Source organism: Micromonospora lacuserhaii, assembly GCF_036902735.1.
GTDB lineage: Bacteria > Actinomycetota > Actinomycetes > Mycobacteriales > Micromonosporaceae > Micromonospora.
In genome coordinates this window covers 74,293-87,965 of the sequence record NZ_JBAKHO010000003.1, presented here as the reverse complement: position 1 = coordinate 87,965, position 13,673 = coordinate 74,293, and the positions used below count along the sequence as shown (strand labels likewise).

Genomic DNA, 13,673 nt, shown 5'->3' with positions numbered 1-13,673 from the left:
GGGTGACCGCCGAACCGGGCCCCGAGCGGTCCGCCGCCGACGGCTACCGTGACCGGGCCCAGCTCCTCGCCGAGCTGGGCCGGTACGACGAGGCCGCCGAGGAGCTGGCCGCCGGCATCGTCGCGCAGCCGGGCGACGGCGCGGCGCTGACCCTGCTGGCCCGGGTGCAGCTCGCGGCGGGTCGTCCGCGGGAGGCGCTCGCCGCCGCCGACTCCGCCTCGGCCGCCGCGCCCGGCGCGGTACCACCCCTGGTCGCTCGCGGCTTCGCCCTGACCGACCTGGGGGAGTACGCCGAGGCGGCCGGTACGGCGGACCGGATCCTCGCGGTCGCGCCGGCCGACGCGTACGCCCAGCGGGCCGGCGCGGCGCTGCTGGCCGAGGCGCGCAACGGCCAGCCGGCGCTGAACGCGGCCTGGCGCGGGGTGGAGCTGGCCCCCGACGAGCCGCAGGCGCACCTGGTGCTGGCGCTGGTGGCGGGCCGGCTGGACCTGTTCGACCTGGCCGAGCGGGCCTACCGGGAGGCGCTGCGGCTTGACCCGGAGCTGGCCGGGGCCGAGGACGACCCGGGTGTGCTGCGGCTGGAACGGCGGCGCTGGGCCGAGGCGTTGGCGCAGGTGGCGGCGTTGGCGCCGATCCGTCCGGAAGGCTCCGGCACGCTCGGAGTGGGCGAGGGGATCCGGCGCCTGGTACTGGTCGGCGGCGGCTGGTCGCTGGTGGCCAGCCTGCTGAGCGCCGTCCTGGCCGGCGGCGGCGCGGGGGCGTCGCGGGTGTTCGCCGGGCTGGCGGCGGCCGGTGGCGCGCTGCTGCTCTGGCGGCTCGCCGGCCGGGTGCCCGAGCTGACCCGTACCGTGCTGCCGGCGTTGCGCCGGGAGGACCGGTCGCTGGCCCTCGCGGTGTACGCGGTGGCGGCCGGCCCGGCCCTGCTCCTGCTGTACGCCCTGGTCGGCACCCCGTGGCCGCTGGTGGCGACCATCGCCGTCGTCGCCGCCGCCGAACTGGCCTTCCTCTCCCGCGCCCTGCGCTGAACCGGACCCACGCCCTGCGCTGAGCCGGCTGAGCCGCACGCGCCCTGCGCCGACCGGACGGGGCGGCGGCGCCCGGCCTCCGCGCCGACAATGAACCGATGTCTGCCATGACCGAGGCCGAGTTCAGGCACCTGACCCGGTGGACCGCCGTGCTGGTGTTCCTGCTCGCGCCGGGGATCGACTTCGTGCTGCTCCTGGTCACCTACCGGGTGACCGCGGCGGTCGATCCCGAGGTGCTGGGCGACGTGGTGCTGCGTCCCGCCCGGTACGCCGCCTTGATCATGGTGGTGAAGCTGCCCATGGTGCTCGCCTGGACGACGGCGGTCTCCGGCCGCCGCGTCTGTGCGTTGGTGAGCGGCGCCGAGCTGCCCGAGCCGCCGGTGCGCCGTGGCTGGCGTCGGGTCACCGTCGCGGTGCGCGACGAGGCGGTGGACTTCGTCATGACCGCCGCCGCCGCGTTGCTCGTCTTCGCGCACGTGGTCCATCCGGTCGGGGTCCGGACGGGTCCGCTCGTCGCCCTGAGCGCGGCCGGGGTCTGCCTGCTGCCGAAGCCGGTGACCGGGCTGGTGGCCCTGCTGCGCCGGGCGCGGCGGCGGGCCGGCCGGCGGCGTCCGCCCGGCCCGCCCGAACAGGGGTGACCGGACGGGCGGGCGAAGTCGGCGTCAGGGGCGGCGGGCCCAGGTCCAGGCGTAGCCGTCGTCCTCGCAGTCGCCGGCGGCGTCGCAGAGGTCCAGCGGGCGGAACGTGTCGACCATGACCGCCAGCTCGTCGAAGAAGTCCACCCCGATGGAGCGTTCCGCCGCGCCGGGCTGCGGGCCGTGGGTGAAGCCGGACGGGTGCAGCGAGATCGAACCCTGCTCGATCCCCGAGCCGCGCCGGGCCTCGTAGTTGCCGCCGGTGTAGAAGAGCATCTCGTCGGAGTCGACGTTGTGGTGGTTGTACGGCACCGGGATGGCGTCCGGGTGGTAGTCCACCTTGCGCGGCACGAACGAGCAGATCACGAAGTTCGGGCCCTGGAAGGTCTGGTGCACCGGCGGCGGCTGGTGGATCCGGCCGGTGATCGGCTCGAAGTCGTGGATGGAGAACGCCCACGGGTACATGTGCCCGTCCCAGCCGACCACGTCGAACGGGTGGTTGGCGTAGACGTACCGGGTCCAGCCGCGGCGGTGGCGGACCAGCACCTCGACGTCGGTCCCGTCGACCAGCAGCGGCGCGTCCGGTCCGCGGACGTCGCGCTCGCAGTACGGCGCGTGCTCCAGGAACTGGCCGCGCACCGACAGGTAGCGCTTCGGCGGGCCGATGTGCCCGGTGGCCTCGATCGCGAGCAGCCGGGTCGGCTGGTCGCCGGTGGGCACCAGCCGGTGGATGGTCGAGGTGGGGATGACCACGTAGTCGCCGGCGACCAGGTCGAGCGCGCCGAACGTGGACTCCAGCCGCAGCGTGCCGGCCTCGACGTAGAGGCACTCGTCGCCGGTGGCGTTGCGGTAGAGCGGGGACGGCCGGTCGGCCAGCACGTACGCGATCCGGACGTCGTCGTTGGCGAGCAGGTAACGCCGGCCGAGGACCGGGTCGGCGCCGGAGCCGTCGAGCTTGTGGGTACGCAGGTGGCGCGGCTTGAGCGGGAGGTTCGGCACCCGGGTGAGGGCGGGCGGGGTGAACTCCTCGGCGGCGACGATCGCGGTCGGGGCGTACCGGTGGTAGAGCAGGGAGGAATCGGAGGAGAAGCCCTCCTGGCCCATCAGCTCTTCGGCGTAGAGACTGCCGTCGGGCTGGCGGAACTGGGTGTGCCGCTTGCGGGGCAGCTCACCGACACTGCGGTAGTACGGCATGTCGCCTCCCGTTATGTCCCGTTCTCCGGGCGGTGGCGTCCGATAATCGGACGCTGTTGTCCGGTCCTTGTAGCGTCCCGTAGATTCTTGTCTCGTGTCAACGCAGGTCCCCCGCCTCTTCGCCGGCCTCGTCGACGACGCCGCCGTCTTCCCGCCCGGCAGCGCGTCGCTGCCCGACGCGCTCGCCGCCCACCGCGGGCACCGCGACTCCTGGTACGCCGACCTGGTCGGCCCGCTGCTGCTGCCCGCCTCGCGGCTGGCCGAACTGGCCGCGCTCCTCGACGCCGCCGAGCGGATCGCGGCCGACGAGCGGATCGCGGTCGGGATCATCGGCGACGTCCCGCTGGACCGGCTCGACGAGGCCCGCGCCGCCGCGGACCCGCGCCTGACGGTCCGTCAGGTCGAGGCGGCCGTCGCCAAGCGCGGCGAGGACCCGCTCCCGGGCCTGGCCACGCTGATCGACCTCGCCCGGGGCGCCGCCAAGGATGCCCCGGCCGCCGGGCCGGGATCGGCCGCCGGGCCCGCCGAGGGCAGCGCGCTCGACTGGTACGCCGAGATCCCGCTCACCTTCGGGCTGAGCAGCGCGCTCGACGCCCTGGCCGCCGCCCGCGCCGACGGGGTGCCGATCGCCGCCAAGTTCCGCACCGGCGGGCTGGCCGCCGAACTCTTCCCCACCCCGGTCGAGCTGGCCGCGGTGATCGGTGCCTGCCGCGACCGCGACGTGCCGTTCAAGCTGACCGCCGGCCTGCACCAGGCCACCCGCCACCTCGACCCGGAGACCGGCTTCACCCACCACGGGTTCGGCAACGTGCTGGCGGCCACGCTCGCTGCCGCCGAGGGCGCCGAGGTGGACGCGGTAGCCGTGCTGCTCGCCGCGACCGATCCGCTACCGGTGGTCGAACAGGTCCGCGCCCGGCGCGAGGCGAGGCGTCCGCTGTGGATCGGGTTCGGCTCGTGCAGCATCCTGGAACCACTGACCGATCTGATCCGGCTGGGGCTGGTGAACGGGAGATTCGACCGATGAGCGAGCGTAGCGAGCGAATCAGTAGGCGCAGTGCGGTCGTGCCTCATGGCGGCACGCAGCGGAGCGGAGTGCCGGCATGAGCTGGGTGACCGGAGTGGACGGCTCGGCGTACGGAATCAGCAACCTGCCGTACGGGGTGTTCCGGCACGACGGGCGGGAGGCGCGGATCGGCGTACGCGTGGCCGACCTGGTGCTCGACCTGGCCGGCGCGGAGGCGGCCGGCCTGGTGCTCGCCGGCGGCGCGCTCGGGCGCCCGACGCTCAACGACTTCATGGCGCTCGGCCGTCCCCAGTGGACGGCGGTACGGCAGCGTCTCGTCGAGCTGCTCACCGAGGAGGCGCACCGGCCGGCGGTGGAGCCGCTGCTGGTCCCGCTGGCCGAGGTCGAGCTGCTGCTGCCGTTCGACGTCGCCGACTACGTCGACTTCTACTCCTCCGACCACCACGCCTCGAACGTCGGGCAGATCTTCCGCCCCGGGCAGCCGCCGCTGCTGCCCAACTGGAAGCACCTGCCGATCGGGTACCACGGCCGGGCCGGCACGGTGGTCGTCTCCGGCACCCCGGTGGTCCGCCCCAGCGGGCAGCGCGCCACCCCGCAGGGCCCCACCACCGGCCCCTCCGTACGCCTCGACATCGAGGCGGAGGTCGGCTTCGTGGTCGGCGTGCCCAGCCGGCTCGGTGACCGGGTCGCCGCCGACGACTTCGCCGACCACGTCTTCGGGGTGGTGCTGGTCAACGACTGGTCCGCCCGGGACATCCAGGCCTGGGAGTACCAGCCGCTCGGCCCGTTCCTCGGCAAGTCCTTCGCCACCTCGGTCTCGGCGTGGGTGACCCCGCTGGACGCGCTCGCCGACGCGTTCGTGCCCGCGCCGGAGCAGGACCCGCCGGTGCAGGACTACCTGCGCGACACCCCCCACCTGGGCCTCGACCTGCGCCTGGCGGTCGAGTGGAACGGCGAGCGGGTCACCGAGCCGCCCTTCGCCACCATGTACTGGACGCCCGCCCAGCAGCTGGCCCACCTCACCGTGAACGGCGCCTCGCTGCGCACCGGCGACCTCTACGCCTCGGGCACCGTCTCCGGGCCCGAGCGCGGCCAGGTCGGCTCGTTCCTGGAGCTGACCTGGGGCGGCGCCGAGCCGGTGAAGGTCGGCGGCGGCGAGACCCGCACCTTCCTGGAGGACGGCGACATCGTCACCGTCCGGGCCACCGCCCCCGGTCCGGACGGCACCACCGTCGCCCTGGGCGAGGTCACCGGGCGGATCCTGCCGGCCCGCTGACGTTCGGTATCCGCCGGTCGCACCCGCTGTGCGACCGGCCGGCCCTCCTGCCGCGTTTGATCGACCGGATTCGGTCACCACCCCACGCCGTCCCGTCCCGGGGCGGCGTGGGTCGTGACCGGCGTGGCACGTCCCAGCGGACAGGAGGTACGAGCATGGACGATTTCGTGGGCGCGGTCTGGCGCACCAGTAGTCGATCGAACGATCAGGGGCTCTGCGTGGAGGTGGCGGACAACCTCGTACGCGACCGGGGCGTGGTCGGGATACGCGATTCCAAGGACCCGGACGGGCCGGTGCTCGTCGTCGGCCCGCCGGGCTGGGCGGCGTTCGTCGGGGCGATCCGCCTGGGCGACTTCCGCCCCTGACCCGCCCGGCGGGACCGCACCGGTGCCCCGATCCGGGGCGCCGGTGACGGAAATTCCGCCGTAGGACCCCCCGTGGCGCGCTCACCCGCCGTACCGTGGACGCCACGGGAGGTGTCATGTCGACGGTCACGGTCACCGAGTTCATCGAGGCGCCGGCCGTCGACGTGTGGGCGCGCCTGGTCGACCTGCCGGTCCGCGCGGGCTGGCTGCGCACCGTCGGGGGCGTCGAGCTGCTGACCACGGGCGGGTTCGGCCCCGGCACCGCGTGGCGGGAGATCCGCACCCGACCCGACGGTGGCGACCAGGCAGAGGAGTTCCTCGTCCTGGCCGCCGAGCCGCCGCGCCGACTGGTGCTCAGCTCCCCCGGCATCGGAGTGGACTACCGGATCACCTGGACTCTGCGCACCGTGCAGCGCCGCCGCCGGGGCTGCACCGCCGTCACCGTCGAGCACACCGCGGTGCCCACCGCGCCGTACGGGCGGGTCGTCGCGCTGCTCTTCGGCGGGCTGGCCGCGCGGGCGGTGGAGGGCGCCATCCGGCGTGACCTCGCCGACCTCGCCGCCGCGAGCCACGGCGACAGCGCCGTGGCGGCCTGAGCCGGACCATTTCGGTGATCAGACCTGACCGGCTCGACCGGCGGCTGCCTCGGTAGGGTGCCGGGCGGAGGTGCGGCATGGGTGTCCCGAAGGGCCGGCGACGGGTCGTGGTCGCGGTCACGGCGCTGGCCGCCCTGGTGGCGGCGGCCGGCATCGGCTACCGGGTGCTCGCGCCGGCCGAGGTCAGCACGCCCGCCGGCGCTGCCCTGCCACCGGCCGACACCCCGCCGATCGGCACGCTCGGCCGGCTCCCGGCAGCACCGCTGATCGTCGACGGCCGGCTGCGGGTGTACGCCGCCGAGCGGCAGCTCTACGCCGACCAGCCCGCCGACCGCAGGTTCCGGGTCACCCCGTTCTGGTCGTACCGGCGCTGGCCGGCGCAGCTCAACGGGGTGCTGGCGACGGGCACCACGGTGGTCAGCCGTTGGTCGGACGGGAAACTCGTCGCGCTGGACGCGCTGACCGGCCGGGTGATCTGGCGGGCCGACGGCCCCGAACCGGGCGAGGGCTTCACCTCCCGGCGCACCGGGGCCGCCACGGTGTGGGACCCGCAGGGCATCTTCGTCGGCTCCGGTCCCGACGGCCGGCCGGTCCTGGTGGCCTCCGGCGACGGCCGGCTGCGCGGGTACGCGCTGGCCGACGGGCGTGAGCTGTGGCGGGCCGACGGCGGCGGGGAGTGTCGTACCGACCTGGGCACCACGGCGGCCGGCCGGGTGGTCTCCGTCGACTCCTGCGCCGGGCCGGCGACGGTCGAGTTCCGGGACGTGGCGACGGGCGCGGTGGCCACCCGCTGGCGACCGCCGGACGCGCCGGCCGAACTGACCGTGACGCCGCTGGGCTGCCTGACCCCCCGCTCGCAGTGCCGGGGCGTGCGTACCGCGGGGCCGGGGGACACGGCCGGGCGGGGCTGGCTGGTCAGTCCGGGTGCGCCGGTGGCCGCGCCCGCGCTGGACGGGGCCGGGACGGTTCTCGCCGGTCAGCTGGCGATCGGCGTCGACGGTGGGGTGCTGGCCGGCCGGGAGGCGCGGACGGGCAAGCAGCGGTGGCGGCGCGGCGACCTCGGGCCGGTGCGGGTGATCGCCACCGAGCCCGGCCGGGTGCACGTGCTGACCGAGGCGCGTGAGCTGGTCACCCTCGACCCGGTCACCGGGGCGCAGCGGTCCAGCTTCCCGATGACCCTGGGCCGGGAGGGCATCGGCTGGGACCCGGGCATGGCGTACGCGGCCGACGGCTACGTGGCCGTCGAGCGGCTCCGCGAGGATGCCCGGCCGGACGACGACGACCAGGGGTGGTTCCTGACGGCCGAGCCGGTGCTGCTCGCCGCGACCTGAGCGGCCGCGGCGAGCCCTCGGGGCGACGGGTCAGGCCAGCGCCGCCTCGGCGGCGACCAGGAAGGCGTCGTTCTCGGCCGGGGTGCCGATGGTGACCCGGACCCCGTCACCGGCGAACGGCCGGACGATCACGCCGCGCGCCTCGCACGCCTTGCCGAAGTCGACCGCCCGGTCGCCCAGCGGCAGCCAGACGAAGTTGGCCTGGCTGGACGGCACGTCCGGGACCAGCTTGCGCAGCGCCTCGGTGACCCGCTCCCGCTCGGCGACGACCAGCGCGCAGCGCCGCTCGACCTCGTCGGCCTGGGCCAGCGCGGCGAGTGCCCCGGCCTGGGCGGCCATGCTGGTGGAGAAGGGGGTGACCACCTTCCGCACGGCGGCGGCCACCTCGGGGGCGGCGACGAGGAAACCGATCCGCAGCCCGGCCAGGCCCCACGCCTTGGACAGGGTGCGCAGCACCACCACGTTCGGCCGGTCCAGGTAGGTCAGGCCGTCCGGCACCTCCGGGTCGGTGACGAACTCCCGGTACGCCTCGTCGATGACGACCAGCACGTCGTCGCCCACCGAGTCGAGGAACCGGTCCAGCTCCGCCTTGCGTACCGCGGTGCCGGTGGGGTTGTTCGGGTTGCAGACCAGCACCATCCGGGTCCGGTCGGTCACCGCCGCCGCCATCGACGCCAGGTCGTGGCCGTGCCCGGCGTCGTTGGGCACCCGGACGCTGGTCGCGCCGCTGGTCGCCGCGATGATCGGGTACGCCTCGAACGAGCGCCACGAGTAGAGCAGTTCGTCGCCGGGGAGGCAGGTGGCCCGGACCAGGTGCTCGGCCAGCGCCACCGAACCGCAGCCGGTGGCGATCCGGTCGACGTCCACGCCGTACCGGTCGGCCAGCGCCCGGCGCAGCGCGACGACGCCCATGTCCGGGTAGCGGTGCGAGCCGGCGGCGGCCTCGGTGACCGCCTCGACCACGCCGGGCAGCGGGCCGTACGGCACCTCGTTGCTGGCGAGCTTGATGGCCTCGTCCAGGCCCAGCTCGCGGGCCAGGTCGGCGGGGCTGCGGCCGGGCACGTAGTTGGGCAGCGCGTCCAGGTCGGCGCGGGTCAGCCGCAGCGGGGGCTGGTGACGTCCGGTGTCGGTCATGGGGTGTCTCCCGGGGTGTCGGCACGGTCGGTCGGGGTGGCGGGGGTGGCCGGGCCGCCGGATCGCGGCAGCTCGACCACCACGGTCCGGGCGCGCTTGTCGTGCAGCGCCTGGCGCAGCGGGTGGTCGAAGAGCGCGGAGACCGCGTCGACCAACTGGAGCAGCAGGCCGAGGCCGCAGCAGTACCAGAGCAGGGTGGGCAGGCCCATGGTGCTCCACCGGCGGGTCGCCCGGCCGAAGCCGAGCGGCTGGTCGGCTTCGAGCGGCACCGCGCGGATCCGCATGATCCGCTTGCCGAAGGTCTGCCCGTTGGCCGCCATCGAGGGGACCTCGTAGGCGAACCAGAGCGCGGTGGCGATGGTCAGGATGGCGATCAGCAGCCAGGCGGCCTGCTCGCCGGGGGGCGGCAGCGGTGCGGTGGTGGTGTCGTTGGTGCTCACCCGCCGCCACGCCTCGTCCAGGGCGGGGCGGAGCTCGCGGACGTAGCGCCAGACGAACCAGCCGTTGACCGCCGCGTTGAGCAGGAAGACGAGACCGAAGTCGATCAGCTTCGCGGCCAGCCGGGCACCGTACCCGGCCAGCGGCAGCCCGTGCGGGCGCGGCTCGGGCGGGCGGCCCGGCCAGGTCGGGTACGGCCAGCCGGGCGGCGGCCCCTGGGTCGGGCCGGGGCCGTACGGCATGCCGGGCCCGTGGGGCGCCCCCGGCCCGTGCGGCGGCCCGTACGGCGCTCCGGGAGCCTGCGGCGGCCCGTACGGCGCTCCGGGCCCGGGTGTCGTGCCCGGGGTCGCCGGGGTGCCGGCGGCCGGGGACGTCGGGCGGGGCGGCTCGGGGGCCGGCTGCGGCTCCGCCGGCGGGGGACCCTCCGGCGGGGTCACGTCGACCGGGACGGGCGCGCCGATCCAGCCCTCGCCATCCCAGTAACGCCTGGTGGAGGGCTCTGCGGGGTCGACGTACCAGCCGGGTTCAACGCTCACCCGGACACCTTAACGACGACGGTCCCGGCGAACTTGTCGTGTAGGCACTGTTGGAAGGGCTTGTCCCAGAGCTGCCAGAAGCCGTCGAGGTAGCTGAGGAAGGGAACGAGCGAGCCGGCGACGAACTCGACCAGGTACCGCTTGCCGGCCATGCCCCGGGTGAGGGTGCGGGCCGGGTCGAGCGGGACGACCCGGATCTTCATCGCCTTCTTGCCGAGTGTCTGGCCGGTCCGGTGGGCGTACTCCACGTGGTAGAACCAGTAGAAGACGAGGAGGGCCAGGAGCAGCCCGGCCTCGGCGAGCAGCAACGGGACGACGAAGTCGTTCATCATCCGTGCCGGGTCGGGCTCGACCAGGGTCCCGTCGGGGTTGACCTTCATCATGTCGCTGAAGGCGCGGTACCAGATCCAGAGGAAGACCGGCACGAAGAGCACCACCGACAGCACGCTCGCCACGGCGACGTCGATCAGCCAGGCCAGCAGCCGGTCGGCGAAGCTGGCCAGCGGCTGCCCACCCGGGGAGAGCGGCACGGGGGCGAAGCCGGGGAACGGCGGGCCGCCGGGCGGCCCTACCGGATAGGTCGGCAGTCCGGAGTAGGGGCCGGGCTGGGGCGGCACCGGGTAGGCGGGCCGCATCGGGTACCCCTGGGGACCGGTGGGCGGCGCGAAGCCGCCGGCGGCGGGCGGAGGCCCACCGGCCGGCGGCGTCGGGTGCGTCGGAGGCTGCGTCACGCTCGACAGTGTTACAGGTTGCCGCGCGCTTCCTGCTCCCGCTCGATGGCCTCGAAGAGGGCCTTGAAGTTGCCCTTGCCGAAGCCGAGCGAGCCGTGCCGCTCGATCAGCTCGAAGAAGACGGTCGGGCGGTCCTGGACCGGCTTGGTGAAGATCTGGAGCAGGTAGCCGTCCTCGTCCCGGTCGACCAGGATCTTGCGGGCCTTCAGCTCCTCGATCGGCACCCGCACGTTGCCGATCCGGGCGCGCAGCTCCGGGTCGTCGTAGTACGAGTCCGGGGTGTTGAGGAACTCGACGCCGGCGGCCCGCATCGCGTCGACGCTGGCCAGGATGTCGTTGGTGGCCACCGCGATGTGCTGGGCGCCCGGGCCCTGGTAGAACTCCAGGTACTCGTCGATCTGCGACTTCTTGCGGGCCACGGCCGGCTCGTTGAGCGGGAACTTCACCTTGCGGGTGCCGCTGGCCACGACCTTGCTCATCAGCGCCGAGTAGTCGGTGGCGATGTCGTCGCCGATGAACTCGGCCATGTTGCTGAAGCCCATGACCCGCTTGTAGAACTCCACCCACTCGTCCATCCGGCCGAGCTCGACGTTGCCGACCACGTGGTCGATCGCCTGGAAGAAGCGCTTCGGCTGGATGCCGGCGTCGATCATCGGCTGCCGGTCCACGATCGGGCCGCGGGCCACGAAGCCGGGCAGGAACGGGCCGGTGTAGCGGGACCGGTCGACCAGGGTGTGCCGGGTGTCGCCGTACGCGGCGATGGCGGCCATCCGGACGGTGCCGTGCTCGTCGGAGACGTCGTGCGGCTCGACCAGGCCGGTGGCGCCCTGCGCGGTGGCGTGGGCGTACGCGGCGTCCACGTCCGGCACCTCCAGCGCGATGTCGGAGACGCCGTCGCTGTGCTTGGCGACGTGGTCGGCGCCGGCGGCGTCCGGGCGGACCGCGCCGGTCAGCACGAACCGGGCCGAACCGCTGGTCAGCACGTACTCGGCGTGGTCGCGGTAGCCCTGTTCCGGCCCCCGGTACGCCACGCAGGTCATGCCGAACGCGGTGGAGTAGTAGTGCGCGGCCTGCTTGGCGTTGCCGACCAGGAAGTGCACGTGGTCGAGGCCCTTGACCGGGAACGGGTCCCGGCTGATGTCGTGGTCGACGGCGCCGACGAGCTGGTCGACGTCGACCTCGTCGGTCGTCTGGGGTCGGTCGATCGCCTGGGTCATGGTGGCCTCCCTTGCGTACCGGCCGGCCTCGTGGGCCGCCGCGGTGGTTCGGTTGCTCTTGTGGGGAGGATCGCCGGGCCCCGGGTCACTGGGCAACTGTCGGCGATATACCTGGTCAGCTTGCGCAATCGGTAGAGTCTTCAGACATGAACCCTGGACAGGCTGTACAGCTCGACGAGTTGGACGCCCGGCTCGTCCAGCTCCTCGCCGACGAGCCGCGGATCGGGGTGCTGGAGTGTTCCCGGCGGCTCGGGGTGGCCCGCGGCACCGTCCAGGCCCGGCTCGACAAGCTGGTCGACCGGCGGGTGATCAGCGGCTTCGGGCCGGAGATCTCGCCGGCCGCGATCGGCTTCGGGGTGACCAGCTTCGTCACCCTGGAGATCAGCCAGCGGCACGGCCACGACGCGGTCACCGCCCACCTGGCCGCCATCCCGGAGGTGCTGGAGGCGCACACCATCACCGGCTCCAGCGACCTGCTCTGCCGGATCGTGGCCCGCTCCAACACCGACCTCCAGCGGGTGATCGACCAGATCGTCTCCTACGAGGGCATCCGCCGCGCCTCCACGATCATCGCGCTGGCCGAGCAGATCCCGTACCGGGTCCTGCCGCTGGTCCATTCGGCCGCCCTCCCCCGCTGACCGGCCCGCCGCCAGAAAGCGCGGCGACACGGCCGGCGAGGGACACGGGAGTTCGGTGATCGTCGCTAGCGTGTGCGGTGTGAAGGGCCTCGGAGTGCGCGGGTGGTTGCTGCTCGGGCTCCTCACCGTGGTCGTGCTCGCCGCCACCGGGGTGTGGAACCCTTTTCCGCGCCTCTGGGACTGGGTCAACCGCAGCCAGCCGATCTCCGAACCGGACGTGGTCTGGCAGCAGCGGGTCGGCGGTACGCCGAAGAGCGTCACCATCGCCGGCGACACCGTGATCGTCGAGCAGCGCACCCGGGTCGAGGCGCTCAGCCTGGCCACCGGCACCCAGCTGTGGGAACGCAAGGCGGACTGGGCGGCGGTGGCCGGCGGCGACCGGGACCCGGTCGTCGCCGTGGGCAAGCTCCTGGTCAAGGGGTACGAGCTGCTCGACCCGGCCACCGGGGCGGTCCGCCGCCGGGACGACGACGCGGTCGCCGTCTGGACGTACCGCAACCTGCTGCTGGACGCCCGCTGCTTCGAGCCCACCGACTGCACCCTGAGCGCCTGGGACCCGCGTGGCACCGCGCCTCTGTGGACCGCCGCGCTGCCCGGCGTCAGCACCGGGCTCTTCGCCGACAACCCGCACCTGCTCGGCACCCGGCGGCTCACCGCGCCCCGGATCGACGCCGGGGTGGCCGGCGCCGAGCCGGTGCCGCCGCTGCTCGGCTTCCCGGTCGACGGCCGGGTGCACGTGGTCGACACCGCCACCGGCAAGGTGGTGCAGAACGTCGAGCCCGGGCGGGACGAGCGGCTCGCCGTGATCGGCGGCCGGCTGCTGCGGATCAGCGCCGTCTCCCGGGACGGCACCTGCCAGTTCGTCATCTCCGCCCGGGACCCGATCACCGGGCAGGAGGTGTGGCGGCGGCCCGGCCTCAACCCGCGCACCGCGGACAACGCCGGCTGTCCGCAGCGGGAGGACCCGCAGGGCGCCCGCAACGTGCTGATCGGCGTGGGACCGGACGGCCGGGAGGCGGTCCTCGACGGGTACGACGGCCGGCTGCTCCTGGTCGACGCCGAGGGCGAGAAGCTGCTCGCCGTCGACGACCGGTACGCGCTGGTGCGCACCGCCGACAAGGGCACCGTCGTGGGCCGGGAGCTGGGCGTCGCCCGGGCCCGCTGGACCCGTCCCGTCGGCGGGAAGGTCGGCGCGGCGCTCACCCCGTACGCGGCGCTGGTCTCCCAGGAGAAGCCGAACCGGCTGATCGCCCTGGACCCGCGCACCGGCCGGGAACTGCTGGTGCTGCGGACCAGCGCGGACGCGCTGGCGATCGGGCCGCACGGCATGATCATCGGCGAGGGGCGGGAGATCGGGTACGTCCGCTTCGGCGCCGGCACCGGCGTCGCGCCGGTGCCGCCCGCGGACGGCGGCGGCGGCCCCGGGCCGGGGGACACCGGCGACATCCCCGACGTCGAGGACAGCTGCGGTCCGAAGCGGGAACTCTGCTACACCGAGGAGCCCAAGGACGGATGAGAGCGGCGTCCCACGAC

14 protein-coding genes are annotated in these 13,673 nt (G+C 74.4%); 9 read left to right on the top strand and 5 right to left on the bottom strand.

The genetic code is table 11. The annotated features are described in order from the left end of the window. Window positions 1-2: 2 nt before the first annotated feature. Window positions 3-1,025, top strand: coding sequence for a tetratricopeptide repeat protein (locus tag V6U81_RS02950; protein WP_334483979.1), 1,023 nt, complete (start codon window positions 3-5; stop codon window positions 1,023-1,025). Window positions 1,026-1,123: 98 nt separating this feature from the next. Continuing rightward, the gene (locus V6U81_RS02945; RefSeq protein ID WP_334483976.1) at window positions 1,124-1,663 is read left to right on the top strand and encodes a hypothetical protein; all 540 of its coding nucleotides are present in this window, start codon (window positions 1,124-1,126) and stop codon (window positions 1,661-1,663) included. A 24-nt stretch (window positions 1,664-1,687) separates the two neighbouring features. On the opposite strand, the gene V6U81_RS02940 is transcribed toward V6U81_RS02945, so the two are convergent. Beyond that, entirely contained in the window at window positions 1,688-2,854 is a 1,167-nt protein-coding gene (locus V6U81_RS02940) for a homogentisate 1,2-dioxygenase (RefSeq protein ID WP_334483974.1), read from the bottom strand. A gap of 94 nt (window positions 2,855-2,948) precedes the next feature. Between V6U81_RS02940 and V6U81_RS02935 the strand changes: the two genes are divergently transcribed. The 5 genes from V6U81_RS02935 to V6U81_RS02915 all read left to right on the top strand — a co-directional run bounded on the left by V6U81_RS02935 (window position 2,949) and on the right by V6U81_RS02915 (window position 7,446). Then, window positions 2,949-3,878 (top strand): hypothetical protein, encoded by a 930-nt coding sequence (locus V6U81_RS02935; RefSeq protein WP_334483972.1) that lies wholly within the window; start codon window positions 2,949-2,951, stop codon window positions 3,876-3,878. A 76-nt stretch (window positions 3,879-3,954) separates the two neighbouring features. Further along, window positions 3,955-5,154 (top strand): fumarylacetoacetase, encoded by a 1,200-nt coding sequence (gene fahA / locus V6U81_RS02930; RefSeq protein ID WP_334483969.1) that lies wholly within the window; start codon window positions 3,955-3,957, stop codon window positions 5,152-5,154. A 155-nt stretch (window positions 5,155-5,309) separates the two neighbouring features. After that, window positions 5,310-5,519, top strand: coding sequence for a DUF397 domain-containing protein (locus V6U81_RS02925; protein WP_334483966.1), 210 nt, complete (start codon window positions 5,310-5,312; stop codon window positions 5,517-5,519). A gap of 116 nt (window positions 5,520-5,635) precedes the next feature. Further along, complete coding sequence (locus V6U81_RS02920; RefSeq protein WP_334483963.1) at window positions 5,636-6,115, top strand: SRPBCC family protein; 480 nt, start codon at window positions 5,636-5,638, stop codon at window positions 6,113-6,115. Window positions 6,116-6,192: 77 nt separating this feature from the next. Next, complete coding sequence (locus tag V6U81_RS02915; protein WP_334483960.1) at window positions 6,193-7,446, top strand: outer membrane protein assembly factor BamB family protein; 1,254 nt, start codon at window positions 6,193-6,195, stop codon at window positions 7,444-7,446. Between the two features lie 30 nt (window positions 7,447-7,476). Here the strand turns inward: V6U81_RS02915 and hisC are convergent, their stop codons facing one another. From hisC to hppD, 4 genes are read right to left on the bottom strand one after another with little or no spacing between them, the layout of a single operon-like run. Next, complete coding sequence (hisC, locus tag V6U81_RS02910) at window positions 7,477-8,580, bottom strand: histidinol-phosphate transaminase (RefSeq protein WP_334483957.1); 1,104 nt, start codon at window positions 8,578-8,580, stop codon at window positions 7,477-7,479. After that, the gene (locus V6U81_RS02905; protein WP_334483954.1) at window positions 8,577-9,554 is read right to left on the bottom strand and encodes an RDD family protein; all 978 of its coding nucleotides are present in this window, start codon (window positions 9,552-9,554) and stop codon (window positions 8,577-8,579) included. Before V6U81_RS02905 ends, hisC begins: the two co-directional genes overlap by 4 nt. Continuing rightward, window positions 9,551-10,285 carry an RDD family protein gene (locus V6U81_RS02900; RefSeq protein WP_334483952.1) on the bottom strand — a complete coding sequence of 245 codons (735 nt, stop codon included), beginning with the start codon at window positions 10,283-10,285 and terminating at the stop codon, window positions 9,551-9,553. The genes V6U81_RS02905 and V6U81_RS02900 overlap by 4 nt, the downstream gene beginning before the upstream one ends. An 11-nt stretch (window positions 10,286-10,296) precedes the next feature. Continuing rightward, window positions 10,297-11,502: a 4-hydroxyphenylpyruvate dioxygenase gene (gene hppD / locus V6U81_RS02895; protein WP_334483950.1), complete on the bottom strand. Its 1,206-nt coding sequence runs from the start codon at window positions 11,500-11,502 to the stop codon at window positions 10,297-10,299. 146 nt (window positions 11,503-11,648) lie between these two features. On the opposite strand from hppD, the gene V6U81_RS02890 reads away from it, so the two are divergent. Continuing rightward, window positions 11,649-12,140, top strand: a complete 492-nt coding sequence (locus tag V6U81_RS02890; RefSeq protein WP_334483947.1) for an Lrp/AsnC family transcriptional regulator — start codon at window positions 11,649-11,651, stop codon at window positions 12,138-12,140. Between the two features lie 70 nt (window positions 12,141-12,210). Further along, a complete protein-coding gene (locus V6U81_RS02885) occupies window positions 12,211-13,656 on the top strand; it encodes an outer membrane protein assembly factor BamB family protein (protein WP_334483945.1) in 1,446 nt (481 codons plus the stop codon). Window positions 13,657-13,673 lie beyond the last annotated feature (17 nt).

Excerpts from the sequence above, each read along its gene's own strand:
- V6U81_RS02945 (WP_334483976.1), top strand. The coding sequence starts at position 1,124 with ATGTCTGCCATGACCGAGGCCGAGTTCAGGCACCTGACCCGGTGGACC.
- V6U81_RS02940 (WP_334483974.1), bottom strand. The coding sequence starts at position 2,854 with ATGCCGTACTACCGCAGTGTCGGTGAGCTGCCCCGCAAGCGGCACACC.
- fahA (WP_334483969.1), top strand. The coding sequence starts at position 3,955 with ATGAGCTGGGTGACCGGAGTGGACGGCTCGGCGTACGGAATCAGCAAC.
- V6U81_RS02925 (WP_334483966.1), top strand. The coding sequence starts at position 5,310 with ATGGACGATTTCGTGGGCGCGGTCTGGCGCACCAGTAGTCGATCGAAC.
- V6U81_RS02920 (WP_334483963.1), top strand. The coding sequence starts at position 5,636 with ATGTCGACGGTCACGGTCACCGAGTTCATCGAGGCGCCGGCCGTCGAC.
- V6U81_RS02915 (WP_334483960.1), top strand. The coding sequence starts at position 6,193 with ATGGGTGTCCCGAAGGGCCGGCGACGGGTCGTGGTCGCGGTCACGGCG.
- hisC (WP_334483957.1), bottom strand. The coding sequence starts at position 8,580 with ATGACCGACACCGGACGTCACCAGCCCCCGCTGCGGCTGACCCGCGCC.
- hppD (WP_334483950.1), bottom strand. The coding sequence starts at position 11,502 with ATGACCCAGGCGATCGACCGACCCCAGACGACCGACGAGGTCGACGTC.
- V6U81_RS02890 (WP_334483947.1), top strand. The coding sequence starts at position 11,649 with ATGAACCCTGGACAGGCTGTACAGCTCGACGAGTTGGACGCCCGGCTC.